Source organism: Streptomyces sp. Wb2n-11 (assembly GCF_001049855.1).
Lineage (GTDB): Bacteria > Actinomycetota > Actinomycetes > Streptomycetales > Streptomycetaceae > Streptomyces > Streptomyces altiplanensis.
The window spans coordinates 2,916,096-2,938,195 of sequence record NZ_CVPB01000001.1; the positions used below are offsets into that span (position 1 = coordinate 2,916,096).

Here is a 22,100-nt window from a genome sequence, read left to right on the forward strand (position 1 = left end):
TCAAACCCCCTTGGCCGCGGTGCGGACCAGGACGAGGCCACCGTTGGGGCCGGGGACGGCGCCCTTGATGAGCAGCAGACCCTTCTCGGCGTCAACGGCGTGGACGGTCAGGTTCTGGGTGGTGACCCGCTCGTTGCCCATACGACCCGCCATGCGCATGCCCTTGAAGACACGGCCGGGAGTAGCACAGCCACCGATGGAACCGGGCTTGCGGTGCACGCGGTGGGCACCGTGCGAAGCCTTGCCACCGGCGAAGTTGTGACGCTTCATGACACCGGCGAAGCCCTTGCCCTTGCTCTTGCCCGTGACGTCGACCTTGACGCCGGACTCGAACACCTCGGCAGTGATCTCCTGGCCGAGCGTGTACTCGCTGGCGTCGGAGGTACGGAGCTCCACCAGGTGGCGGCGCGGGGTCACGTCGGCCTTGGCGAAGTGGCCCTTGAGGGGCTTGTTCACCTTGCGAGGGTCGATCTCGCCGAAGGCGATCTGGACCGACTCGTAGCCGTCGGAGTCATTCGTGCGGACCTGGGTCACGACATTAGGCCCGGCCTTGACGACGGTCACCGGGACAACCCGGTTGTTCTCGTCCCAGACCTGGGTCATGCCGAGCTTCTCGCCCAGGATGCCCTTAATCTGCTTAGCCATCTTTCCCGCGCCTCTCAGAGCTTGATCTCGATGTCAACGCCGGCCGGAAGGTCCAGGCGCATCAGCGAGTCAACGGTCTTGGGCGTCGGGTCGAGGATGTCGATGAGGCGCTTGTGGGTGCGCATCTCGAAGTGCTCGCGAGAATCCTTGTACTTGTGCGGCGACTTGATGACGCAGTACACGTTCTTCTCTGTGGGCAGCGGCACCGGGCCCGCGACCGACGCACCAGTGCGAGTCACCGTCTCGACGATCTTCTTCGCCGAAGAGTCGATGACCTCGTGGTCGTAGGCCTTGAGCCGGATGCGGATCTTCTGTCCCGCCATGGCTACCTAGTAGTCCTGTTCTCTCGTCACGCTCTGGGACCCGGGGGCTGTCTCTGTCAGCACCGCTCTTCTCCGACCCACGCGGTCGGGCGTGTCGCATCCTCGCCAGTAAGAAATCCCGAAGGTTTTCCCTGAAGCAGGGGATGCGGTCCGCGACCGCAAGCCGGGGGAGGAACACCCACCGGGTGCCTGGTGTCAGCCCCGCCAACGCTTCCCGAAAGATTCCCGTACGTCCGCCCCAGCGCTGCCCGGAGGGCAGTTAGGGCGACGAGTACTGTGGGACTCGCTTCCGGTCCTCCCGACGGGAGGCGCGCAGCATCGGCACTCAACCGAGCAACCCCGACAGTCTGCCATACGGGGCACAGCCCGCGCCAATCGGGCGCAAGAGGTTACCCCGTGCGTGACGAACGTCAAACCCGGCTCCCCCGGGCGCGCCGCGACCGCACGGGCGCCTTCGCCCGTACCCCGCGGACGCCCCGGCTCCCCCTCCGGCGGAGCCCACCGGCTCCGGTGTGCCTCAACTGCCCTTTTCCCAGAAGGCGTTCAAGGCGTCGGCGCAGGTCGTTCCGGCTTCGCCGCGGCGTCCGGGCATCGCACGCACCTGCGCACACGCGGCCGCGCGGAGGCAACCCCGCGTACCGAAACTCCGTCCACCTTCACGGAACGCAGCGCGAAGGACCGCCCGCTGCGGGGGAAGCGGACGGAGCAGCACGCGTGACCAGCACGACCGAACGGGGGCTCTCCCCTGCCCGCTCCCAGGACGTCACCGCATCCGGCCCCGGCAGGCGCGCCGTCGTCGCCTCCGCCGCCGCCGTCGCCGGCGGCACCGCCCTCTCCGCCTGCTCCGTCCCCGCCCCGCGCCGGACGGGCCCCGTCGCCGACCCGGTCCCGGGCAAGCAGATAGCCGGCCCCCGTCACGCGCTGCTGATGCAGATCCTGGCGCACCCCGACGACGACCTGTACTTCATGAACCCGGACACCCGGCAGACGCTGGACTCCGGCACCCCGCTGGTCTGCGTGTACGTCACCGCGGGCGAGGCCAACGGCGTCAACCGGATACCCGGCGCCGCCCCCGGGCCCGCCGACAGGGGGGCGTACTCCTCCGCCCGCCACCAGGGACTGCGCCAGGCGTACGCCGTCCTTCTGGGCCTCCCCGGTTCTCCCGGTGGCAGAAGTCCGTGACCACCCTGCGCGGGGACCACAGGGCCGAGCTGAACACCCTCGCGAACGGTGACCGCCGGGTCGAGCTGATCTTCCTCAACCTGGCCATGCACACCTCGTGGAAGCGGCTGGGGCTGCCCAGCCTGTGGGAGGCGCGCGGCCTGTCGCTGCGCACCGTCGTGGCCGACGGCTCGCCCCTGCAGAAGGCCGGCTCGTACGACTACGGGGGACTCGTCGACGTACTCGCGGGGCTGATGGACCGGTACCGCCCCACGGTCGTGCAGACCCTCGACCCCGACCCCGACATCCAGCACAGCGACGAGGCCACCCGGCGCCACGACAGCGAGCAGCCCGGCTACTCCGACCACGCGGACCACACCGCGGTCGCCTCCTTCACCTGGGCCGCGATGATCCGGTGGGTCGCCGAGGCGACGGAGGGCGGCGGTGCCGTGCCGGGCTTCGTCACCACCGCCTACCGCGGCTACTACAACCGCCACTGGCCGAAGAACCTCCCCGAGCCCGTGGTCAGGGAGAAGGCCGCGCACCTCGTGCCGTACGGCGGCGGGCCCGACTGGGCGTGCGGGAACACGGCGGGCTGCGGCGACTACAACGTCGGCGGCGACCGTCCGCTCACCAACCGCAAGGGCTGGGTCCGCTCCACCCACTACCGCTACCCCGGCGCCCGGCCCGTCGTCGCCACCGGCCCCGACGGGCGCCTCACGGCGTACGGCGTGCTGGGCCTGCGGGTCGCGCGCTGGCGCGAGACGGCGCGCGGCAGCGGCGCGTGGGGCGCGCCGGACGACCTCGGCGGCGGACCACTGGCTCCGGCGCTCGGCGCGGCCTCGCTCGAAGACGGCCGGCAGCTCCTCTTCGGCCTGCGCTTCTCCGCGCTCACGGGCCACGGCGCGGCCAACACGCGCGAGATCGCGGTACTCGAGCAGCGCGCGCCCGGCGGCGGGTTCGGTGCCTGGACCGGCCTCGGCAACCCGGAGAGGCGTCACGACCGGGGCCGCCGCATCGGCTCCCCCGTCGCGGTGGCCGCGCCCGACGGCCGGGTCCATCTCTTCGTACGGAACGCGGACAAGGGCATCAGCACGCGCGTCCGCGGCGCGGTCGGCGTCTGGGACGCCTGGCGCGACCTCGGCGGCGGCGAGATCCAGGACGGCCTCGCGGCGGTGGTGGACCGCGCCGGCCGCGTCCACGTCTTCGCCGCGGGGCGCGAGACCGTGCACCACTGGACGCAGGACGCGCCGGGCCGGCCGGTGGGCGCGCGCCCCGGCACCGGGCTGCCCACGCCGGGAGGCCCCCCCACCGCCCTCGCGGCGCCGGACGGCGGCATAGACGTGGTGTACCGGCGCCCCGCGACGGCCCGTCTGACGACGGCACGGGTGGGCGGCAGCAGCCCGGCGCGGCTGCGGTTCAACGGGTACGGGACGGTGGGCGCGGCGTCCGCTCCGACGGGACCCGTCCTGCTGGGCCGCAGCCCCGAGGGGCAGGTCCAGCTGCTCGCGGGCGGCCGCCTGGTACGCCGTGGGGACGGCGCCCCGGCCTCCCTGGAGGGCCCGGCACTGCACGTCGGCCCACAGGGACCGGTCGTGGTCGGTCTGGGCCCGGATGCCATGCCCTGGCTCTGGCGGCCCTAGGGGACCCCGCGAGCAAGCGGGGACCGGCACAAGCAGAAAGGGCCCCGGCGCCGCCGCGAACGGCGGGCCGGGGCCCTTCTTGGTGCTCTGGTGGAGCTACCAGGTCAAGCCACGAAATTACTTCGTGATCTTGGTGACCTGGCCGGCGCCCACGGTCCGGCCACCCTCACGGATGGCGAACTTGAGGCCCTCCTCCATGGCGACCGGCTGGATCAGCGCGACCGACATGACGGTGTTGTCGCCCGGCATGACCATCTCGGTGCCCTCGGGGAGGGTGACGACGCCGGTCACGTCTGTGGTACGGAAGTAGAACTGCGGGCGGTAGTTGTTGAAGAAGGGGGTGTGACGGCCACCCTCGTCCTTCGACAGGATGTAGGCCTGGGCCTCGAACTCGGTGTGCGGCGTGACCGAACCGGGCTTGATGATGACCTGGCCGCGCTCGACGTCCTCGCGCTTGATGCCGCGGAGGAGCAGACCGACGTTCTCGCCCGCCTGGCCCTCGTCGAGCAGCTTGCGGAACATCTCGATGCCCGTGACCGTGGTGGTGGTCTTCTCTTCCTTGATACCCACGATGTCAACGGTCTCGTTGACCTTGAGGATACCGCGCTCGATACGACCGGTGACGACCGTGCCACGACCGGTGATCGTGAAGACGTCCTCGATCGGCATCAGGAACGGCTTGTCGACGTCGCGCTCGGGCTGCGGGATCGACTCGTCGACGGCGGCCATCAGGTTCAGGACCGACTGGCCCCACTCCTTGTCGCCCTCGAGCGCCTTGAGCGCCGAGACACGCACGACCGGAAGGTCGTCGCCCGGGAACTCGTACTCGGAGAGGAGCTCACGGACCTCGAGCTCGACGAGCTCCATGATCTCTTCGTCGTCCACCATGTCGGCCTTGTTCAGGGCGACAACGATGTACGGCACGCCTACCTGGCGGGCCAGGAGCACGTGCTCCTTGGTCTGCGGCATCGGGCCGTCGGTGGCGGCGACCACGAGGATGGCGCCGTCCATCTGCGCCGCACCCGTGATCATGTTCTTGATGTAGTCGGCGTGACCGGGGCAGTCGACGTGCGCGTAGTGACGCGACTCCGTCTGGTACTCGACGTGCGCGATCGAGATCGTGATACCGCGCTGGCGCTCCTCAGGAGCCTTGTCGATCTGGTCGAAGGCCGAGGCCTCGTTCAGGTCCGGGTACGCGTCGTGCAGCACCTTGGTAATGGCGGCCGTGAGGGTCGTCTTACCGTGGTCAATGTGACCGATGGTGCCGATGTTGACGTGCGGCTTAGTCCGCTCGAACTTCGCCTTCGCCACTGGGTCCTCCTGGAGTGGTTCTGTACGCCTTGCTTCATCGGCGCCAGGTGATCTTTGCTGGGATGCCAACCGCCGGGGTCTCCCACACGGGGTCGCGGGGAAACCCCCGGCGGTCGGGTCAAGCCTAAAGCGTCAACTCGGGGGAGCTACTCGCCCTTGGCCTTCGCGATGATCTCCTCGGCGACGTTCCGCGGAACCTCGGCGTAGGAGTCGAACTGCATCGAGTAGCTTGCGCGACCCGAGGTCTTGCTGCGGAGGTCTCCGACGTAGCCGAACATCTCCGAGAGGGGCACGAGGCCCTTCACGACGCGAGCGCCGCTGCGCTCCTCCATGGCCTGGATCTGGCCACGGCGGGAGTTGAGGTCGCCGATGACATCGCCCATGTAGTCCTCGGGCGTGGTGACCTCGACGGCCATCATCGGCTCGAGGAGCACGGGAGAGGCCTTGCGGGCACCCTCCTTGAACGCCTGCGAACCGGCGATCTTGAAGGCGAGCTCGGAGGAGTCGACCTCGTGGTAACCACCGTCGATCAGGGTGACGCGGACGCCCACCATCTCGTAGCCGGCCAGGATGCCGAACTGCATGGCTTCCTGCGCACCCGCGTCCACCGACGGGATGTACTCCCGGGGGATGCGGCCACCGGTGACCTTGTTGACGAACTCGTACGAGGCGTCGCCACCCTCGATGGGCTCAAGGGCGATCTGCACCTTCGCGAACTGGCCGGTACCACCAGTCTGCTTCTTGTGCGTGTAGTCGATGCGCTCGACGGCCTTGCGGATCGTCTCGCGGTAAGCGACCTGGGGCTTGCCGACGTTCGCCTCGACGCGGAACTCGCGCTTCATGCGGTCGACAAGAACCTCGAGGTGAAGCTCGCCCATACCGCCGATGACGGTCTGGCCGGTCTCCTCGTTGGTGTGAACCTGGAAGGAGGGGTCCTCCTCCGAGAGACGCTGGATGGCTACACCCAGCTTCTCCTGGTCACCCTTGGACTTGGGCTCGATCGCGACCTCGATGACCGGCGCCGGGAAGTCCATGGACTCCAGGATCACCGGGTTCTTCTCGTCGCAGAGCGTCTCACCGGTGGTGGTCTGCTTCAGGCCCATGACGGCGATGATGTCGCCGGCGCCCACCGACGCGATCTCCTCACGCTTGTTCGCGTGCATGCGGTAGATCTTGCCGATGCGCTCCTTCTTGCCCTTGACCGAGTTCAGCACGGAGCTGCCGGCCTCAAGGCGGCCCGAGTAAACCCGGACGAAGGTGAGCTTGCCGAGGTGCGGGTCGCTCATGATCTTGAATGCAAGACCGGAGAACGGCTCGTCGTCGGAAGGCTTGCGCTGGACGACCTTCTCCGGGTCCTTGACGTCGTGGCCCTCGATGGCCTCGACGTCCAGGGGAGAAGGCAGGTAGCGCACGACCGCGTCGAGCAGGGGCTGGACGCCCTTGTTCTTGAACGCGGTGCCACAGAACACCGGGGTGACGGTGACGGAGTCGGCGCTGCCCTTGGAGGCGAGCGTGATGCGACGGATGGCGGCGTACAGCTGCTCCACCGAAGGCTCCTGGCCCTCGAGGTACAGCTCCATCATCTGGTCGTCGTGCTCGGCGACAGCCTCGAGCAGCTTGCCGCGCCACTCGTCGGCAGCCTCGGTGTGGGTGTCCGGGATGTCGACGATGTCGTACATCTCGCCCTTGGCGGCCTCGGCGGACCAGACAAAGGCCTTCATCGTCACGAGGTCGACGACGCCCTTGAAGTCTGCCTCAGCACCGATCGGGAGCTGCATGACCAGCGGCACCGCACCGAGGCGGTCGACGATCATGTCGACACAACGGTGGAACTCGGCGCCGGTGCGGTCGAGCTTGTTGACGAAGCAGATACGCGGCACGCCGTAGCGGTCCGCCTGACGCCAGACGGTCTCGGACTGCGGTTCGACGCCCGCCACACCGTCGAACACGGTGACAGCGCCGTCGAGGACGCGGAGCGAACGCTCCACCTCGACGGTGAAGTCGACGTGACCCGGGGTGTCGATGATGTTGATCGTGTGATCGACATCATCGAGCGGCCAGTGGCAGGTCGTCGCGGCAGACGTGATCGTGATGCCGCGCTCCTGCTCCTGCTCCATCCAGTCCATGGTGGCTGCGCCATCGTGGACTTCACCGATCTTGTAAGACACACCGGTGTAGAAGAGGATCCGCTCGGTGGTGGTCGTCTTGCCCGCGTCGATGTGGGCCATGATCCCGATGTTGCGGACCTTGGCCAGGTCAAGCGAAGTGGTGGCCATAAGGCTCAATCTTCTCTCGGTCTCGATGTGGGTAGCGACTACCAGCGGTAGTGCGCGAAGGCCTTGTTGGACTCGGCCATCTTGTGGGTGTCCTCGCGCTTCTTGACGGCAGCGCCAAGACCGTTGGAGGCGTCGAGCAGCTCGTTCATGAGGCGCTCGGTCATGGTCTTCTCGCGGCGGGCGCGGGAGTAACCCACGACCCAGCGCAGCGCGAGCGTGGCCGCACGACCGGGCTTGACCTCGATCGGCACCTGGTACGTGGCGCCACCGACACGGCGGGACTTGACCTCGAGAGACGGCTTGACGTTCTCGAGAGCGCGCTTCAGCGTGATGACCGGGTCAGCGCCGGTCTTCTCGCGGAGGCCTTCCATGGCGCCGTAGACGATCCGCTCGGCGGTGGAACGCTTGCCGTCGAGCAGGATCTTGTTGATCAGCGACGTGACAAGAGGAGAGCTGTAGACCGGGTCGATGATGACCGGGCGCTTCGGGGCGGGGCCCTTACGAGGCATTCTTACTTCTCCTTCTTGGCGCCGTAGCGGCTGCGAGCCTGCTTACGGTTCTTGACGCCCTGCGTGTCGAGGGAACCGCGGATGATCTTGTAGCGAACACCCGGCAGGTCCTTCACGCGACCGCCACGCACGAGCACGATCGAGTGCTCCTGCAGGTTGTGGCCCTCACCCGGGATGTAAGCAGTGACTTCGATCCCGCTGGTCAGACGCACACGCGCGACCTTACGCAGGGCCGAGTTCGGCTTCTTCGGGGTGGTCGTGAACACACGCGTGCAGACGCCGCGACGCTGAGGGGAACCCTCGAGTGCGGGCGTCTTGTTCTTCTCGACCTTGTCCTGCCGGCCCTTGCGGACCAGCTGCTGGATCGTAGGCACTACTTCTCCGGTTTCTGTGTGCCGATCACTGTGAAACTAACCTGGAACACCTCCGACCCACGCGGTCGGGTGTGTCGAACACTGGAAGCCCCCGCCGAAGCGGAGAAGTCACAGATTGCGATGGCCGTTCACGGACTCGCGGTGCGGTTGAGGACACGCACACGAGCCCAGGCACACCCCAGGCACAAGGTCTGAGCGTACCTACCTCATGGACTCCGGTCAAAACAAATGCCCACGCGCGGGACGGGCCGGGCACGCGGTGACGGACCGGGTCAGGCGTACACCCTTGCGGGCGCCGCTCGAGTCACGCGTCCTCACCCTCTTCGCGGCCCTCGCGGAAAGGCCGGGGACGGCGCAGCCTCGGTATCGTCGGAACCTTGGAGCTGCGGCTCTTGGGCACGAAGGTCGCGCGGGTGTGACGCTCCGGCTCCGTGGGGGTGCCGGCCCCGTGACCGCCGGTCGCGGACGGAGGGCCGGGAGGCCGCTCACTCGCGTCGCCCGGCGCCGGAGCCGGGTCCGCCCGCTCTTCGGGTAAGCGGTCGGCCGCCTCGGCGTCGTGGGCCCGGCGGTCGGGCGGGAACGGGATCACCGCGGCCTGGCCCGGGGTGCGGGAGACGAGCGAGAGGCGGCGCGCCTGGGCGGCCTGCCGCAGTGCCGGTTCGTACTCGGCGGCCGCGTCGCGCCAGCCGCTCGCGTACGCGTCGAGTTCACGGCGTTCGATCTCGGCGCGCAGCAGGACGACCAGGCCCTCGGGAGCGTGGTCCTCCAGGTACCGACCGAGCGAGGCGAGCAGTCCGGGCAGGTTTCGCGACGGAGGAAGAGGCCGCGGATCGCGGTCGTCCCGACCGGGAGGGAGGGAGGGCGGGCCGGCGGAACCACCGTTCGGCCGGGAGCATCCATCGCCCTCGACCATGCGTCACTCTCTTTCACGTCCCGTCGCCGCCCGGCGGCGCCACAGGTAGGTCCGCCTGCGCGCGTAGAGCAGGAAGACAGGCCGCAGCAGCTTACTGGGCGCCCGGTCGGCGCTACTCCCCGATATGCCGCCGGTCATGCCGCTGAGTTGCCGGAGGGAGGAACTGTCCGGCCACTCTGATGAACATCTCGCGCTGGTCGTCCGGGACGCCCAGCGCGGCCGCCGCCTCCTCCAGCGTCAGCCGGGAAGCCCCGCCGTCCGCGCCCACGGGCGCGGCGCGGGGCCGCTCAGGGAGTGGCAGGTCCACTTCGGTGAGCCTGCCGGAGCGGATGAGCATGTCCCGGACCGGTACGCGCAGGACGTGCGCGAGCCGCCGGGTCGTCTCCAGGTCGGGCATGCTCTGGCGCTGGAGCAGTCTGGTGATGGCGGCGCGATGGACGCCCGCCTCGTCGGCAAGCCGGGACTTTCCGCCGCCGCGGGGACTGTCGATGTCGTAGCCGCGCCGCCGGATCAGGTTTTCGACCCAGTTGGCGAACTGCTCGAGCTCACTGGTGGTCATGGGGGTGCCTCCCTCCGAAGCAGAGCACCACCCTAGCGCTCTCGCGCGCACAGAATTAATCCCCCCGCAAACACGTTTTTGTGAGGGTTTTTGACCGAGCCGAGGCAATTTAAGCCAGGGCTGCTTCATTTTTGTTGCGCGCTCGCTCGCAACATGCCATCGTGCCGCCATGACCTCATCGACCCCGCCGCCGGACGACGAGCGCGACCCGCGGTCGACGTGGTGGCGCTCCGCCGCCGCGTGCTCCGGGATGCCTCCGCAGATCGTCTTCGCCCGCCGGGAGAGGGATGCGGCACCGGCCCTGCGCGCGTGTGCGCGCTGCCCTGTCCTGCGCCGCTGCGAGGAGACCGTGGCCCCCGCCGACAACTGGTTCGACGGCGTGAGCGCCGGACGCCTCTGGCGCAACGGCCGCCCGGTCACCCGCGCCCAGCACACTGCCAAGCACCGAGGGGAAAGCTGATGGCACCCACCACCCCGACACCCGCCGCCAAGGACGCCGCTCTCTGGCTCGACCTGCTGGTCCGTCAGTTCCCGGAGCTGCTCGTCGAACTGTCCCCCGGCCCCCGGAGCCGGTCCGGCGACCGCCCCGAGCCCACCGCCGCCGAACTCGCCGCCCGTGACGCCCGCATCCGCGAGGAGCGCCGTGACGCGCTCGCCGTCGAGCGGACCCACGGCCTCACCGCCCCCGGCCACTCCGCAGCCCCGCTGCGGCTCCATGTCTCCGACGCGCTGCGCGACATCAGCGACGGGGTGGCCGAACTCGACGAGGCGGTGCACGACAAGCTCGGCCTCGGCCGGCCCCGCCGCGCCACCGTCCCCCAGCGGCTCACCCGCATCCGCGCCCTGCTCGGCCGGATCGCCGCGGAGCCCGTGCTGGCGGCCCATGTCAGGGACGAGCTGCGCCGGATGGCCCGGCGCTGCGGGCGCGCGCTCGGCGACACCGAGGCGATGGTCCGGGTCGGCGGGCGCTGCCCCTGGTGCGCCTCGGTCTCGCTGCGCGCCTTTCCGGCCCGGCGGGCCGTGCTCTGCGTGAACCCCGCGTGCCGGTGCTCCAGGACGGACTGCGACTGCCGTACGGACCTGGCCTTCCGGCACCTGTGGCACGAGGACGCCTGGTCGGCGCTGGCGGCGAACGGCGGCGACCTGGCGGAGATCGGCGTGGCGCTCGACGAGCGGGCGCCGGCTTCGGTGCGCGGAGGTGCGTACCGGTGAGCACCTCCACCCAGCAGCCTCTGATCACCGGCTTGCTCGCCGCGCAGGAGGTCGCCGTGGCGCCTGCGACCATCCGCAAGTGGGTCCAGCTGGGCCACCTCGCGCCGGCCGGACGGCAGGGCCGCGCACAGCTGTTCCGTCTGGAGGACGTCTTCGCCGCGGAACGCGCCACGCGCCGGCGTTCCTGACCGCGCCCGGCCCCGAACGCGGAAAACGAGGCGGCCGCACCCCGTCGGGGTGCGGCCGCCTCGTCCTCGCTGAGCCCGCTCGTACGATTCGGGCGGCGTCCCGGCTCCCGGCCTGCCCCTGGTCCGTTCAGCGGACGCCTTTCAGGACCCGGCACGGCCGCCGGCCGGCCGTTTCCGGCCGGCTCGCTTCAGCGGCCGTCCTCCTGACTGCCGTCCGGTCCGTCGCCCGAACCCCGGCCCGGGGAGGGCGCGGGTGCCTCCGGGGCGACGCCGGGTGGTTCGGGGAGCCGCAGGATCCGGACCGTTCCGGTGTCGTCGCCGGACACCAGGTCCATCGCCTCGCGCCAGCCGCTCGTGAACCCGCGGACCTCCGCGTCGATGGTCGCCCGCACGGCGACCTTGTTCACGACCGCCGCCAACGCGCGAGCCACCTCCCCGGTGTACGTGCCCGCCTCCCCCGCTTCGGCCGCCACCTCCACAGCAGCGGCCACCACATCGGCAAGCCGTTCTCCCGGACTGCTGACCATCACGCCTCCCCTTCACCACTTAGGCGCCCGCGCTCCAGAATCGCCACCTTCTCGAATGTGAGTTCGACGCAAGGCAGCGTAACGCAGGGACGCCGAGGCGTGCGGCACCTCACAGGCACCACACACCTCAAATTGCGAACGCGGACAAGCTAATTGCGCGCTCGCGCGATCGTCGCCTTCGGCCTTCCGGGTCAGCGCACCGCCGCCTGCCACAGCGTCACGGCGAGCGCCGCACACGACGTCAGCGCGGCCAGTGAAGGCAGCGGCCAGCGCGTGCGCTCCAGCGCGTCGAGCCGTTCCTCGTGCTCGCCGAGCACCTTGTCGGTCTGGTCGGCACGTTGCAGCAACAGCGCCAGATCACCGCGCGTGGTGGCGAACCCGACGTCCACCGAACGCCGCAGTCGCTCCAGTTCCACGACCACGCCTCTCTCCTCGTACTCCCGCATCATCCGCGGCCCTCCTCTCCTTGCGCGGACGGCGCTCGCGGTGCCGCCGTCCGCCGCAGCCACGGCGGCAGCCACCGCTGCACCGCGGGCGCGGACATCACGCGGCTGAACGCCGCCGCCAGTGCCGCGGCGCCGGCCAGCACGGGCACGTCCCGTACGGCCGGCTCCTCGGCCAGCAGCGGAGCCGCCGCGAGCAGCGCGCAGCCCGCCTGCGCGAACGTGCGGAGCGCCCGTCGCGTCGTCTCGGTCATGGTCGGACACCCCTTCTCTTGGTCGTCCTCCTCGGGCCCGGCGGGACCACACCCACCGGACCCGCTCCCGTCGGCCTCAGGTCCGGGGGACCCGGAGCCGGTCCCAGCTCGCACGGCCCGGGGTTCCGTCGGCGCCGGCGCCGCGATAGCCGAGCTTGCGCTGCCAGGCCGCGTACGACGCGCGGTCCGCGGCACCCCACACCGGCCCGGGGCCGACGGAGTACCGGCCGCACCCCTCGGCCACCAGCCGCTCGCCGACGGCCGTGAACAGGGGATCGCGGTGGCCCGGCACGAAGAAGGCACCGCCCGGGAACGGCGCGTACGCCGGCGTGGGCGGTGCCGACGGCCCGGACGGACGGCCGCCGAGGCGCTTGTCGATCCGGCCGCGCATCCCGTCCATGGAGAACGACGGGTCGATCTTGCGCCGGGTCCACTCCTTGTGGCCGATCACGCTCGCCCCGGACCAGCCGTGCGCGCGGCACACAGCGGCGGAGAGGCGTTCCACGGCGTCCAGTTGGGCCGCCGGGTACGGATCGCGGCCGTTGCCGAGATTCTCGATCTCGAAGCCGTAGAAGCGGGCATTGCCGTCGACCGCGTCAGGCCCCGGGGAGGGGACCGCACGTTCCACGCGTACGGCGGCCAGTACGGCGCTACTGCCGTTCCCTGCGTGGTTGGTACGGCCGTAGCCGACCAGGTGCACGGTGCCGTCCTTGGCGACGACGCCGACGCACAGGGGACCCGGCAGGTCCGGCACGCCCCGGCGGCAGAAGCCGACGCTGCTGGAGCCGGCGGTGTGGTGGAGCATCACTCCGTGGACCGGCCCCCAGGGACCCTTGTGGTTGCGGTTGTAGGTGTCCCAGCCGGTGTGTTCGGTGATGCGCACGCCCTCGGCGCGCAGTGCGCGGGCGAAGGCGTCGGCGGACAGGGGTGCCGCCATCGGGTCCTCCTCGGGTCGGGATCAGGGGCCGCAGGGTGAAAAACGGTCCCGGCCCGCCGTGGGCACGGCGGGCCGGGACCGGGGAACGCGGAACGAGCAGGGAACACGCGCGAAGGTCCGGTCAGAACACCGGGTCCACCCGCAGGAACCGGTGGGCGAACGTGGCCGTGCTGGTCGTCGCCGAGGACCGGTACGCGGGCGTGGCGGTGTACGCGACACCGCCGCTCAGCCCGCTGACCTGGAACTGGGTCGACGCGGAGCACTGCATGTTTCCGCCGAAGAGCGCTGCGCGGGTGTCGGCCGTGGCCAAGGTGATCGTCGTGCCCTGTTTGACGGTCATCGACATGTAACCGGCCCCGGTGGCAACGCTGCTGCTGATCCGGGCACCGATCGTCACGAGGACCGTGCCGGACGGCGGGGCGGTGAAGGCCGCCGCCATCGTGTCGCCGGTGGATCCTGTCAGGGCTTCGACGTACGACGCGGACGCCGTCGTACCGGCCACCGGATTGAGCTTCAGGACCGGGCTCGGAGTGGCCGGGTGCCAGTAACTGCCGGTGTAGTAGTAGTACCGGCCCGGGGTGGTGACCCAGGCCAGCATCCCCGTCACCGGCGTGGCGATCGAGGACAGGCTGGTGGTGTTGGCGACCCGCAGCACCGTCCGCCCGTCCAGTGCCTCGGCGAGGGACTGGAGGTGCTGGGGCACGTTGGCCGCGTCGGTGGGCTGCGGGTAGGGCAGATTGCTGAGCGGGGTGAGCTGGACCATGACAGGGCCCTCCTGGGATACGGGTACGAAAAGGGCCGGCGCCCCGCAGGGCGCCGGCCAACGGTCGGAGGCGGCGGAGGGATCAGCCGCCGAGGGGGGGCGGCAGGGTGTCCGGCGGCATGCCGCCGTCGTCCTCCCGCGAGACCGGATCGTCGATGGGCACCGGAACGGGCGCGGGCGCGTCCGGCGACGGATGCGAAGGATCGCCCCCGGGCCGCGCCGGTTCCCCGGGGCCCGGCAACGCGTCCCCCTCACCGTCGGCAGCCATGAGCACCACCTCCGGCCCGGGGACGAGTGCGGCGGCGGTGTCCTCCACCGCCGCCGCGTCGAGTACGGGGATCTCGGTCCCCCTCGCGTCGGCCCGGGTCACGCCACACCTCCCAGCGTCTCCACCAGCGTCCGGTACGTGATCTGCTCCGCCGTCAGGTCGGCGAGCTGCGCGTACTGTGCCGTCACCATCTGGTACGTGCGCAGTCGCCCGTACGCCGGATCCAGCGGCGCGTCCGGGACCAGGCCCTCGTCGGCCGGAACCCCGTTGTAGCCGGTCCCGCGCAGCGTCAGGGTCTGCTGCGGAGCCGACCCCGCCGTATACGTGGTGCGTATCCCGACCACCCACGCGAGGGTGTCCAGCCTCGCGCCGGCCGTGTCCACGACCCTCACCACATCGCCCAGCTGGAGCCGCGGGTCGTGCAGCACCTCGACCTCGCCCAGCACCGGCACCGGATACCGCCCGGCGTCGAGCATGGTCTGTGCCAGGGTGTACGCCGTGTTCGCGGACTGCACCCATTCCGACGCGGGCGCGAGGTACTGCTGCTTGCCGTAGTACTGCTGGCTCGTCGGGCTCCAGCGTGCCCACACGCGCTGCGCGGGGTCCGCCGACCGCTTGAGCGGGTCGATCTGCACCGAGGGCTTGCCGTCCTTGGTGACCGTCCACACACTCGTTGTCCCGGTGTTCGTGAACCGGACGATGTACGCCGGCCCCTCCCGGCGGGAGCTGACCGTGACCCGGCCCTTTACCGCCGTACCACCCGTCGCCGCGCTGCCGAACCGCACCCGGTGGGTGGCGATCGACGCGGACGTGTCGTCCACGATCGTCAGCGGCCCGATATCGCTCTCGTCGTCCGCGATCGCATACGAGACCTCCTCCGGCACTCCGGGCTTGATCTCCCTGATCCGGGTGTCGGTCTGCACCGTACCGTGGGCGAGTCCGATGCCCGCCCAGTCCTGGTACGGCTGCTCGCAGTGGTTGCGGCAGGCGTCGATCTCCTCGCTGACGGTGAGCGAGGAGATGTCCCGGACGGTGGTGACGGTGGTGTCCGGGGCCGCCGGCACCTTGTTGAACCGTGACGGACCGCGCCAGTGGAAGACGCCCTGCTCGTCGAACTCGGCCGTGGACATGGACGCGCGGGCGATCTCCGTGATCGCGTCCCACTGCGATCCCGAGACCTTGGGGATGTCGTACAGCGGCAGCGCGGCCTCGTCGAGCTCCGCGCCCTTGCGCCACTGGTCCTTCTGCTCCCACTCCGCACGCGGGTAGGAAGCGGTGTCCGTCCACGCCCGGTCGGTGACCTGGAGACACTCCACCGCCATGTCCGTGACCAGGTCGATCTGCTGGAGCTCGGAATGCGGGTGGGCGCCGGCGGCCTCGGTGAACGTCCCCGTACCACCGACGTGGTAGGAACCGTCGGGCGCGGTGAGTCGCGGCTGCACCGTCGGCAGCACGGTGGCTCCGGTCCCCCGGGTGTCCACCGTGAACCCCAGGTGCCAGCCGCCCCGCAGGGCCGCCAGCTTGGGGAACCCCCAGCTGAAGTACCAGGAGCCGCCGTCGACCGTCCCGGAGAAGATCTGGACTGTCCCCGTCGAGATGTCGAACTTGCCGCTGATGTAGCCGGCGGCGCCGCCGCTGCGGTCGAAGACGGCCTTCATCTCGATCACGCTGTCCTTGGCCAGCGCCGTGTTGACCCAGCACTCGACCTGGAACACCTTGCCGGGCAGCACGAACCGTGATCGCGGCATCCAGGACGCCCGCAGCCCGGCCTGCTCCGGCATCAGCGCCATCTCGAACGGTGCGCCGTCCCGGATCCACCGGTAGGACGAGCTGACGGGCAGCACCTCCGGCTGCCCGTACGTCGCGTTGAAGCCACCGTGCAGCGAGGCGTACAGGACCGTGAACGGTGCCAGGTCCCTGTCGTCGGCCAGGGGCGCCCGCGGCGGCGGGCAGGTGTGGATGCCGCCCTGGCGCAGCAGTTCGTCGACGCACCAGGTCGCCGTGGCGACCGGACGGCCGTAGTAGAAGCCCTGGTACGGGCGCGGCAGCGAGGCCGGGCCGCGCAGCCGCTCGGCGCCGTCCAGGGCCTGGATGGTCACACTGTCGCTGCCCGACGCGGCCGACCGGGACCGGACCGTTCCACGGAACGTGGGAAGCGTCCGGTCCGCAATCCCGGCGGAGTGCACGACCGACTGTCCGGGGCGCACCACGTCACCGGTGGCCCGGTCGGCCCAGGCCGAGTACAGGCGCGGCGCGTGTTCGCCGCCGGCCCCTCCGAGCAGCATCTCCAGCTGCGCCGAGGCGCTGCCCGACACGGCGCGCATCGCCTCGGGCAGGTCGGTGTTGTACGCCCGCTCCACCTTCCACGACTGGATCTGGGCGCCGAGCTCCCGGCCGCCGAGACGGGTCGAGTGGGCGGGGGCCCGCTCCGGGGCGGCGAGTGCGGCGTCCAGGCTCTCGTCAGTTGGCTGCACCGCGCACCTCCACGAGATCGATTCCGATGTTCCGGTACGGCAGCCGGGGGGACGGCGTGTCGGTCAGGCCGGTGACCGCCATGGGCGGGCACCCGTCGCCGAGCGCGTAGCCGACCGGCGCCTCGCCGATGGTGAGGCAGGCGCCGGCCAGCGCGGTGGCGCCGGTCTTCCCGGGCCGGCCGACCGGGGTGACGAAGACGGCGCCGGCCGGAGCGGTGCCGGAGACGACACCGCCGGTGGCCGAAACGGTCGACAGGTACGACCCGTCCACCGCCTTCCAGTCGAGCTGGGCGGTGCACAGCGCGGGGTCCCACTCCGGCGGGACCATCCACGACACGTTCATGCCCGGCGCCACGGGCCAGCCGGTCCAGGTGCCGTGCACCCAGCCGATGGCACTGGCGACGTCCCGGCAGTCTCCGGTGAAGACGTCACCGACGGAGGGCCGCAGCGTCATGTCGCCGGCCACCGTGAACCAGTGGTCACCGCCCCTCACGTCCCGGCTCTGCCCGGCCGCCTGGAGCGGGTCGAGCAGGTTGACCGAAGCCGGGTCGAGTACGACCACCGAGCCGCCGGCGTACACGTTCTGCCCGAGCATTCCCGGCCCGCTGATCCTGCGGGCGAGCCGCACCAGGTGCTGGGCGTCCTCGGGTTCCAGCCACTCGAAGGCGAGCTTCATCCGACGGGTGGTCCTGGGCGGGGCGACGAGCGTCACGTGTCCCTCCAGCGAACGGAACTCGGACACGTTGAGGTCGGGGCTGCGGTCCCAGCTCTTCGCGGCCTGCGAGATCTCCCGCAGCAGACCGGGCTTGCCGATCCAGAGGTTCCTTGCCATGTCTGCCTACCTCCGGGCGAGCTGGCGCTGCCCGACGAGGACGGCGCGGGCGATGGTCTGGGAGTCCACCTGGACGTGGACGGGACGGTCGGCGAGACGCTCGACGGCTTCGGCGAGGCGTGCGATCTGCGCACGGTTCGCACCGGGGCTCATCATCCGGTCGAGCTTGCTCAGCGGGATGACCGCCTCGGACTCCCCGCCCTCACCGATCAGCGCCAGCGTTCCGCCGTTGCGTGCCGGTACGACACCGCCCTTGGCGAGGTGCGGGACCGGGATCTTCGGCAGGTTGATGGAGAACGACTTGCCACCGAACTTGGGCACCCAGCTGGGGATGCTGACCTTGAACCCGTTCAGCGCGCCGATGACCACGTTGACCGCACTGGCGAAGCCGCGGAACGGAGTGAGCAGCATGTTGCCGATACCGCGCAGGACGGGTCCGATCGCCTTCATCGCGGCGGAGGTCGCGGACGAGATGGCCTTCATTCCCGCCTTGAACCCCTTCTGTACGACCGCGACGATCTTGTCGACCTTCACGAACTGAAGGATCAGCGGCGCGAGCAGTGTCATGATCAGGCCGAACGGACTGGCCGCCATGGCCAGGTTGAGCCCCTTCTGCGCCAGGCTCGCTCCCTTGAGCCCCTTGGTGAGCCCGCCTCCCATGGTCTTTCCTGCTTTGTCGGCGTTCTTGCCGGCCCTCCCGACGGACTTCTCGACGGCGTCGGACTGCTGCTTCACCCCCTGGAGCGCGGTCTTGGCCTTGTCCGCCGACCCCTTGAGCCTGTCCAGCGCACCCTTGAGCTTGTCGGCCCCGCCCTTGGCGGTGCCCAACGAGGTGTTGGCGGTGCGCAGCCCCGTGCGCAGCTTGCCCACCGCGGTGTCGCCCTGTGTGGTGGAAGTGCGCAGCTTCCCGATGGCGGCGCCTGCCCGGTCCGCACCGCCGCGGATGGTGTTGAGGGCGGAGTTTCCCTGCCCTACCGCCGACTTGAGACGGGTCAGTGGCGTCGTTCCACCGGCCACGATCCGGTTGAAGCCCTGCATGGCAGAGCCGGCTGTTCTCAGACTTCCGGCGAGTGACATCCCCGCTCCTGCCTTTCCCTAGTTCTGCGGACACCGACGGTCCGCACCCCGGACACGTCCCTCATCAGCCGCTGAGCGCCCTGGAAATCCCTACGACCTGGCTCAGCGTGCTCCGCAGGTCGCTGCGGAGCTGACCGACGGCGGTCTTGGCAGCCCTGGCGTTCTCGTTCGCTTCTCTCCCGGCCTTTTTGAGGTCCTCTTCCTCTTTCTTGATCACTTCCATGCGCGCTTCGAGTTTCGTGAGCTTTTCGGCACGCCCCTCGATCTTCGCCACCTTCCGGTCGACCTTCTTCTCGAGCATCTCCGCCCGATGCACTTCCCGTCCCATGGCGAAGCGAATATCCATGACTTTTCGTGCGGCGTTCGCCCGCCCCCCCGATCCGGCCTGATCCCGCAATTCACGCGCGTTGCCCCCGCCCTCCTCCACCCTTCCCTTGATGGATTCCAGACGGTCAATCTTCTTATTTATGACCTCCTGATCTTCGCTGACCTTTTTGTTGACCCGGTCGATGCGCTCCTGCAGGGACTTCTTCTGGTCCGCCCAGGGGAACGTGACGACCTGACGTCCGCGCAGCGTTATGCCCTTCTCGTCCGCCTTGAGGAGGGTGAAATCCGCCTTGACGAACGTCAACCCCAAGGCCAGGCCGCCGAGTTCGTACTTGATCAGCGTGACCGAGTGCTGAAGGTCGCGATACAGTGCCTTCTGGTGCTCGATATCGTTCTTGTTCATCCAGAAGGGGCGAACCCACGCCTCTTCCTTGGGTGCCGGTGCCGGTGTCGGAGTAGCCACCAGTCCTCCCTTTCCTTATGGCATGTCGATCCCCGATGGAGTTCGCATGACGTATCTCGATTTCCCGCCCTGGATCTCCTACGTAATACTCGTCGCCCCCACGGCAGCCATATTCCCCTTCGCCGCAACACGCCTCTACGCGCATCTGCGCCTGAAGAAGAGGGGGGCCAAAACAGCGGGGACATACCGTTCCTCGTACTACCTGAACGGTTCCTTTTCGCTCTCCTACAGCTACCGGGACCACAAGAACGGGCTGCACTTCCGGACAGCGAAGTCGGACGACTTCGGGCTGACGGGCGAAAAAGGAGAGCCCCTCCCGGTCGTCTTCGACCCCGCATTCCCGGGCCTGTCCCGTACGCAGGCCGAACTGCGACGCCTGCTGCCCTGGTCCCCGGTCAGCACCGGTACCTGGGCAGTGGTTCAGGCAGGCTGTGTGGTGTTTGCCGGCGCGAGGGGCTTCGGCTGAGCGAGCGAACACACATGGAGCTCGCGACGCCGGCGCAGGGGGGCGAGCCGGGTGAGCGCCGTCACCCGAAGAACGACACCAGCTGGGCCGGACCCGGCCCCGGTGCTTCCGGCTCCACCGCCGGCGCTTCGGCAGCGGGCTCAGCGCCCGGACGCGGCACCGGCGCCGGAAAGTCGAGGCGCTCCGCGTCCTCGTCCTGATTCACGGTGGCGAACATCCAGTTCGCTTCGGCCAGCTGGTCCACCGTCGTGGCCAGCAGATAGTCGGAGACCGACCACTCGGCCGCCTCCCCGTGCAGTTCCCGCGCCACCGCACTGTCCCGCGGCAGGTGCTTGAGCAGCACCGAGAGCCGTCTGGAGGTCATCAGACCGCGGTGCCAGTCGAGCAGATCGAGGCCGTAATGGCGGAGCAGGTCCGCCTCGAGGGCCTCGGCGTGTTCATCGACGAACGCACCGAGGCTCAGTCTTCCCCCAGGCCGAGCCCGGTCTCCTTGCCGTACGCCTCCAGGATGGCGGCGATGTCCTGCATGGTGATCTCGTGGTGGTCGAAGCGCGCGTACTGCTTCTCGCCGAGCAGCAGCCGCAGCAGACCGTCGACGTCGTTGTCGTCGAGGTCGCGCAGCTTGCGGGCGGTCGCCCGGGTCAGCTCGGTCGGCAGCTCGAAGACGTCGTCGTCGAGCTCGAAGGTCCAGGCGCGGCCGAGCGCTTCGAGGCGCTGGGCGCGAGCGGCGTTGACGTTGAAGCCGGACATGAAAGGGCTCCTTTGCGGAAGGGGTGCAGGGTGCGGAAGCGGAACGGAACGTGGGAGCGTGCCCGAGGGCACGGGAGGAGCGGCGGGGACCCGCGGAACGGGCCCCCGCCGCCGTCACCGGGCCTTACACAGCGCCGAAGGCCTTGTCCTTCATGATCCACGTGGCCAGGGTCGAGCTGTTCTCGGCGGCCAGCGCCGTGAAGGTGACACCGAGCTTCAGCGCGCCCGTACGGGACAGCCCGATCTCCTCGGTCTCGGTGACCTGGCCGCGCGGGATGATGAAGCGGTACGTGACGTCCGCACCGTCCTTGAACTCGATGCCGAGCTGACGCTCGTCCTGCTTCGGCTCGGCGGCAAGCTTGTACTGGTACGTGTCGGTGACACCGGTGGCGGTCACCGGGGTGACGGCGTCGCCCCCCATGAAGAACGACAGCGTGTCCTTGTTCAGCTGGAGCAGCTGGAACTTCACCGTCAGATCGCGGTCCGAGTAGATGAACCGCGCCGGGCTCACCGACTGCCAGGTGTCGACCGGGTCGATCTTGTCCTTCTTGTTGAACTTGATGCCGTCGGTGGTGGTGTAGCCCAGCTCGGTCCAGCCGGCCGCCCACTCGTCACCGGTGTGGGCCGGAGCGGCCGGACCGGTCGTCCCGGCCTTCGCGACGAGGATCCGGCCGGTTCCGGCGACGCGGATCTGACTGCCGTTGTTGCCTGCCATGTCTGCTCCTTGGATGGGTGGCGCGGCGGCGGATACCGTCGCGCCGGTGTACGGAAATGACGAAGGCCCCGCCGGTGGCGGGGCCTGCGAGGAAGAATGGTCGGGTCAAGCGGGCCGGACGGAGATCCGGACGGTCGAGAGGTAGCGGTTGCCGGCGGGCCGGTTGTAGTCGGGCAGCCAGCGCGGCCCGTCCGCCTCGGCGACATCGGTGACCGCCGCCCCGCCGTACGTGGTACCGGTCAGGGTGAGAACCGCGGTACGGGCCGCCAGCGCGACCGTGTGCGCCGCCGTCTTGTCCGGCCCGTACACCTCCAGGTCGATCAGCGGCTGGTCGAGGTGGAGATCATCCACCCACGCGCCGCCGACGCGGGAGACGAGGACGGCCTTCTGGGTGCCGTCGAAACCGGCCGGGGGCTTGTTGTCGACCACCGTCCCGGCCAACTCCGGCCGGTTCTTGAGGTGATCGACGACGAGCCGTTCCGCGTCCGGGAAGGCGAGGGGACTCACATGGACACTCCCTTCGGGGGCCTGTGCTGCGCTGCTGCGGAAAACACGAAGCGGCAGGTCCGCCGCCCGGGGGTCCCGGGCGCAGCTCTGCCGCTGCCCCAACTGTGATCCATGGAGGCGGACTTCGCAACTCAGTACGAGAACCGGTCCAGGAAACGCCGCAGGGCGGCCACCCCGTGAAGG

Annotated in this window: 26 protein-coding genes and 1 pseudogene; 5 read left to right on the forward strand and 22 right to left on the reverse strand. The window is 69.8% G+C overall.

The window, feature by feature from the left end; translation table 11 throughout:
- Positions 1-645, reverse strand: a complete 645-nt coding sequence (rplC, locus tag BN1555_RS13040; RefSeq protein WP_028812377.1) for a 50S ribosomal protein L3 — start codon at positions 643-645, stop codon at positions 1-3.
- Between the two features lie 14 nt (positions 646-659).
- Entirely contained in the window at positions 660-968 is a 309-nt protein-coding gene (rpsJ, locus tag BN1555_RS13045; protein WP_003948644.1) for a 30S ribosomal protein S10, read from the reverse strand.
- Between the two features lie 927 nt (positions 969-1,895).
- Here rpsJ and BN1555_RS13050 point away from each other — a divergent pair.
- Positions 1,896-3,772, forward strand: a pseudogene (locus BN1555_RS13050) (PIG-L family deacetylase).
- 117 nt (positions 3,773-3,889) lie between these two features.
- Here the strand turns inward: BN1555_RS13050 and tuf are convergent.
- The 6 genes from tuf to BN1555_RS13080 all read right to left on the reverse strand — a co-directional run bounded on the left by tuf (position 3,890) and on the right by BN1555_RS13080 (position 9,714).
- Positions 3,890-5,083: an elongation factor Tu gene (tuf, locus tag BN1555_RS13055; protein ID WP_093799545.1), complete on the reverse strand. Its 1,194-nt coding sequence runs from the start codon at positions 5,081-5,083 to the stop codon at positions 3,890-3,892.
- 146 nt (positions 5,084-5,229) lie between these two features.
- A complete protein-coding gene (gene fusA / locus BN1555_RS13060; RefSeq protein WP_093799546.1) occupies positions 5,230-7,359 on the reverse strand; it encodes an elongation factor G in 2,130 nt (709 codons plus the stop codon).
- A 38-nt stretch (positions 7,360-7,397) separates the two neighbouring features.
- Positions 7,398-7,868, reverse strand: a complete 471-nt coding sequence (gene rpsG / locus BN1555_RS13065) for a 30S ribosomal protein S7 (protein WP_018101248.1) — start codon at positions 7,866-7,868, stop codon at positions 7,398-7,400.
- A gap of 2 nt (positions 7,869-7,870) precedes the next feature.
- Positions 7,871-8,242: a 30S ribosomal protein S12 gene (rpsL, locus tag BN1555_RS13070; protein WP_003948652.1), complete on the reverse strand. Its 372-nt coding sequence runs from the start codon at positions 8,240-8,242 to the stop codon at positions 7,871-7,873.
- Between the two features lie 304 nt (positions 8,243-8,546).
- Positions 8,547-9,155 (reverse strand): hypothetical protein, encoded by a 609-nt coding sequence (locus BN1555_RS13075; RefSeq protein ID WP_093799547.1) that lies wholly within the window; start codon positions 9,153-9,155, stop codon positions 8,547-8,549.
- A 112-nt stretch (positions 9,156-9,267) separates the two neighbouring features.
- Complete coding sequence (locus BN1555_RS13080) at positions 9,268-9,714, reverse strand: helix-turn-helix domain-containing protein (protein WP_093799548.1); 447 nt, start codon at positions 9,712-9,714, stop codon at positions 9,268-9,270.
- A 169-nt stretch (positions 9,715-9,883) separates the two neighbouring features.
- Here BN1555_RS13080 and BN1555_RS13085 point away from each other — a divergent pair, with 169 nt between their 5' ends.
- Genes BN1555_RS13085 through BN1555_RS13095 form a run of 3 tightly spaced genes read left to right on the forward strand, consistent with a single transcriptional unit; the run spans position 9,884 to position 11,114 of the window.
- Entirely contained in the window at positions 9,884-10,174 is a 291-nt protein-coding gene (locus BN1555_RS13085) for a WhiB family transcriptional regulator (protein WP_093799549.1), read from the forward strand.
- Positions 10,174-10,926, forward strand: a complete 753-nt coding sequence (locus BN1555_RS13090; protein ID WP_093799550.1) for a hypothetical protein — start codon at positions 10,174-10,176, stop codon at positions 10,924-10,926. The genes BN1555_RS13085 and BN1555_RS13090 overlap by 1 nt, the downstream gene beginning before the upstream one ends.
- Positions 10,923-11,114, forward strand: a complete 192-nt coding sequence (locus tag BN1555_RS13095) for a hypothetical protein (RefSeq protein ID WP_093799551.1) — start codon at positions 10,923-10,925, stop codon at positions 11,112-11,114. The genes BN1555_RS13090 and BN1555_RS13095 overlap by 4 nt, the downstream gene beginning before the upstream one ends.
- Before the next feature lie 188 nt (positions 11,115-11,302).
- Here the strand turns inward: BN1555_RS13095 and BN1555_RS40300 are convergent, their stop codons facing one another.
- From BN1555_RS40300 to BN1555_RS13145, 10 genes are all read right to left on the reverse strand, one after another.
- Entirely contained in the window at positions 11,303-11,641 is a 339-nt protein-coding gene (locus BN1555_RS40300; RefSeq protein ID WP_255306019.1) for a hypothetical protein, read from the reverse strand.
- A 191-nt stretch (positions 11,642-11,832) separates the two neighbouring features.
- The gene (locus BN1555_RS13105) at positions 11,833-12,090 is read right to left on the reverse strand and encodes a hypothetical protein (protein WP_093799552.1); all 258 of its coding nucleotides are present in this window, start codon (positions 12,088-12,090) and stop codon (positions 11,833-11,835) included.
- A complete protein-coding gene (locus BN1555_RS13110; RefSeq protein WP_093799553.1) occupies positions 12,087-12,338 on the reverse strand; it encodes a hypothetical protein in 252 nt (83 codons plus the stop codon). Before BN1555_RS13110 ends, BN1555_RS13105 begins: the two co-directional genes overlap by 4 nt.
- Before the next feature lie 76 nt (positions 12,339-12,414).
- Positions 12,415-13,275: a peptidoglycan-binding protein gene (locus BN1555_RS13115; protein ID WP_093799554.1), complete on the reverse strand. Its 861-nt coding sequence runs from the start codon at positions 13,273-13,275 to the stop codon at positions 12,415-12,417.
- 121 nt (positions 13,276-13,396) lie between these two features.
- On the reverse strand, positions 13,397-14,038 hold the full coding sequence (locus BN1555_RS13120) for a hypothetical protein (RefSeq protein WP_093799555.1): 642 nt from the start codon (positions 14,036-14,038) through the stop codon (positions 13,397-13,399).
- An 82-nt stretch (positions 14,039-14,120) separates the two neighbouring features.
- The gene (locus tag BN1555_RS13125; protein ID WP_093799556.1) at positions 14,121-14,408 is read right to left on the reverse strand and encodes a hypothetical protein; all 288 of its coding nucleotides are present in this window, start codon (positions 14,406-14,408) and stop codon (positions 14,121-14,123) included.
- Positions 14,405-16,780 carry a hypothetical protein gene (locus tag BN1555_RS13130; RefSeq protein ID WP_093799557.1) on the reverse strand — a complete coding sequence of 792 codons (2,376 nt, stop codon included), beginning with the start codon at positions 16,778-16,780 and terminating at the stop codon, positions 14,405-14,407. Before BN1555_RS13130 ends, BN1555_RS13125 begins: the two co-directional genes overlap by 4 nt.
- The gene (locus BN1555_RS13135; protein ID WP_093799558.1) at positions 16,767-17,612 is read right to left on the reverse strand and encodes a hypothetical protein; all 846 of its coding nucleotides are present in this window, start codon (positions 17,610-17,612) and stop codon (positions 16,767-16,769) included. Before BN1555_RS13135 ends, BN1555_RS13130 begins: the two co-directional genes overlap by 14 nt.
- Before the next feature lie 6 nt (positions 17,613-17,618).
- On the reverse strand, positions 17,619-18,689 hold the full coding sequence (locus BN1555_RS13140; protein ID WP_093799559.1) for a hypothetical protein: 1,071 nt from the start codon (positions 18,687-18,689) through the stop codon (positions 17,619-17,621).
- 64 nt (positions 18,690-18,753) lie between these two features.
- On the reverse strand, positions 18,754-19,479 hold the full coding sequence (locus BN1555_RS13145) for a hypothetical protein (RefSeq protein WP_141662846.1): 726 nt from the start codon (positions 19,477-19,479) through the stop codon (positions 18,754-18,756).
- Positions 19,480-19,525: 46 nt separating this feature from the next.
- On the opposite strand from BN1555_RS13145, the gene BN1555_RS13150 reads away from it, so the two are divergent.
- Positions 19,526-19,945, forward strand: a complete 420-nt coding sequence (locus tag BN1555_RS13150; RefSeq protein ID WP_093799561.1) for a hypothetical protein — start codon at positions 19,526-19,528, stop codon at positions 19,943-19,945.
- A gap of 61 nt (positions 19,946-20,006) precedes the next feature.
- Here BN1555_RS13150 and BN1555_RS13155 read toward each other — a convergent pair whose 3' ends face one another.
- The 4 genes from BN1555_RS13155 to BN1555_RS13170 form a co-directional block, all read right to left on the reverse strand.
- Positions 20,007-20,309, reverse strand: coding sequence for a hypothetical protein (locus tag BN1555_RS13155; RefSeq protein WP_093799562.1), 303 nt, complete (start codon positions 20,307-20,309; stop codon positions 20,007-20,009).
- A 95-nt stretch (positions 20,310-20,404) separates the two neighbouring features.
- Entirely contained in the window at positions 20,405-20,695 is a 291-nt protein-coding gene (locus BN1555_RS13160; RefSeq protein WP_093799563.1) for a hypothetical protein, read from the reverse strand.
- Between the two features lie 124 nt (positions 20,696-20,819).
- Positions 20,820-21,410 carry a phage tail tube protein gene (locus tag BN1555_RS13165; RefSeq protein ID WP_093799564.1) on the reverse strand — a complete coding sequence of 197 codons (591 nt, stop codon included), beginning with the start codon at positions 21,408-21,410 and terminating at the stop codon, positions 20,820-20,822.
- 105 nt (positions 21,411-21,515) lie between these two features.
- Positions 21,516-21,917, reverse strand: a complete 402-nt coding sequence (locus tag BN1555_RS13170; RefSeq protein WP_093799565.1) for a hypothetical protein — start codon at positions 21,915-21,917, stop codon at positions 21,516-21,518.
- Positions 21,918-22,100 lie beyond the last annotated feature (183 nt).

Bases quoted from the DNA above. Each gene is read 5' to 3' on its own strand.
- BN1555_RS13155 (WP_093799562.1), bottom strand. From the start codon at position 20,309: ATGACCTCCAGACGGCTCTCGGTGCTGCTCAAGCACCTGCCGCGGGAC.
- BN1555_RS13165 (WP_093799564.1), bottom strand. From the start codon at position 21,410: ATGGCAGGCAACAACGGCAGTCAGATCCGCGTCGCCGGAACCGGCCGG.
- rpsG (WP_018101248.1), bottom strand. From the start codon at position 7,868: ATGCCTCGTAAGGGCCCCGCCCCGAAGCGCCCGGTCATCATCGACCCG.
- BN1555_RS13105 (WP_093799552.1), bottom strand. From the start codon at position 12,090: ATGATGCGGGAGTACGAGGAGAGAGGCGTGGTCGTGGAACTGGAGCGA.
- BN1555_RS13160 (WP_093799563.1), bottom strand. From the start codon at position 20,695: ATGTCCGGCTTCAACGTCAACGCCGCTCGCGCCCAGCGCCTCGAAGCG.
- BN1555_RS13120 (WP_093799555.1), bottom strand. From the start codon at position 14,038: ATGGTCCAGCTCACCCCGCTCAGCAATCTGCCCTACCCGCAGCCCACC.
- fusA (WP_093799546.1), bottom strand. From the start codon at position 7,359: ATGGCCACCACTTCGCTTGACCTGGCCAAGGTCCGCAACATCGGGATC.
- BN1555_RS40300 (WP_255306019.1), bottom strand. From the start codon at position 11,641: ATGGTCAGCAGTCCGGGAGAACGGCTTGCCGATGTGGTGGCCGCTGCT.
- BN1555_RS13080 (WP_093799548.1), bottom strand. From the start codon at position 9,714: ATGACCACCAGTGAGCTCGAGCAGTTCGCCAACTGGGTCGAAAACCTG.
- BN1555_RS13075 (WP_093799547.1), bottom strand. From the start codon at position 9,155: ATGGTCGAGGGCGATGGATGCTCCCGGCCGAACGGTGGTTCCGCCGGC.
- BN1555_RS13140 (WP_093799559.1), bottom strand. From the start codon at position 18,689: ATGTCACTCGCCGGAAGTCTGAGAACAGCCGGCTCTGCCATGCAGGGC.
- BN1555_RS13150 (WP_093799561.1), top strand. From the start codon at position 19,526: ATGACGTATCTCGATTTCCCGCCCTGGATCTCCTACGTAATACTCGTC.
- BN1555_RS13135 (WP_093799558.1), bottom strand. From the start codon at position 17,612: ATGGCAAGGAACCTCTGGATCGGCAAGCCCGGTCTGCTGCGGGAGATC.
- BN1555_RS13115 (WP_093799554.1), bottom strand. From the start codon at position 13,275: ATGGCGGCACCCCTGTCCGCCGACGCCTTCGCCCGCGCACTGCGCGCC.
- BN1555_RS13110 (WP_093799553.1), bottom strand. From the start codon at position 12,338: ATGACCGAGACGACGCGACGGGCGCTCCGCACGTTCGCGCAGGCGGGC.
- BN1555_RS13090 (WP_093799550.1), top strand. From the start codon at position 10,174: ATGGCACCCACCACCCCGACACCCGCCGCCAAGGACGCCGCTCTCTGG.
- BN1555_RS13085 (WP_093799549.1), top strand. From the start codon at position 9,884: ATGACCTCATCGACCCCGCCGCCGGACGACGAGCGCGACCCGCGGTCG.
- rplC (WP_028812377.1), bottom strand. From the start codon at position 645: ATGGCTAAGCAGATTAAGGGCATCCTGGGCGAGAAGCTCGGCATGACC.
- rpsJ (WP_003948644.1), bottom strand. From the start codon at position 968: ATGGCGGGACAGAAGATCCGCATCCGGCTCAAGGCCTACGACCACGAG.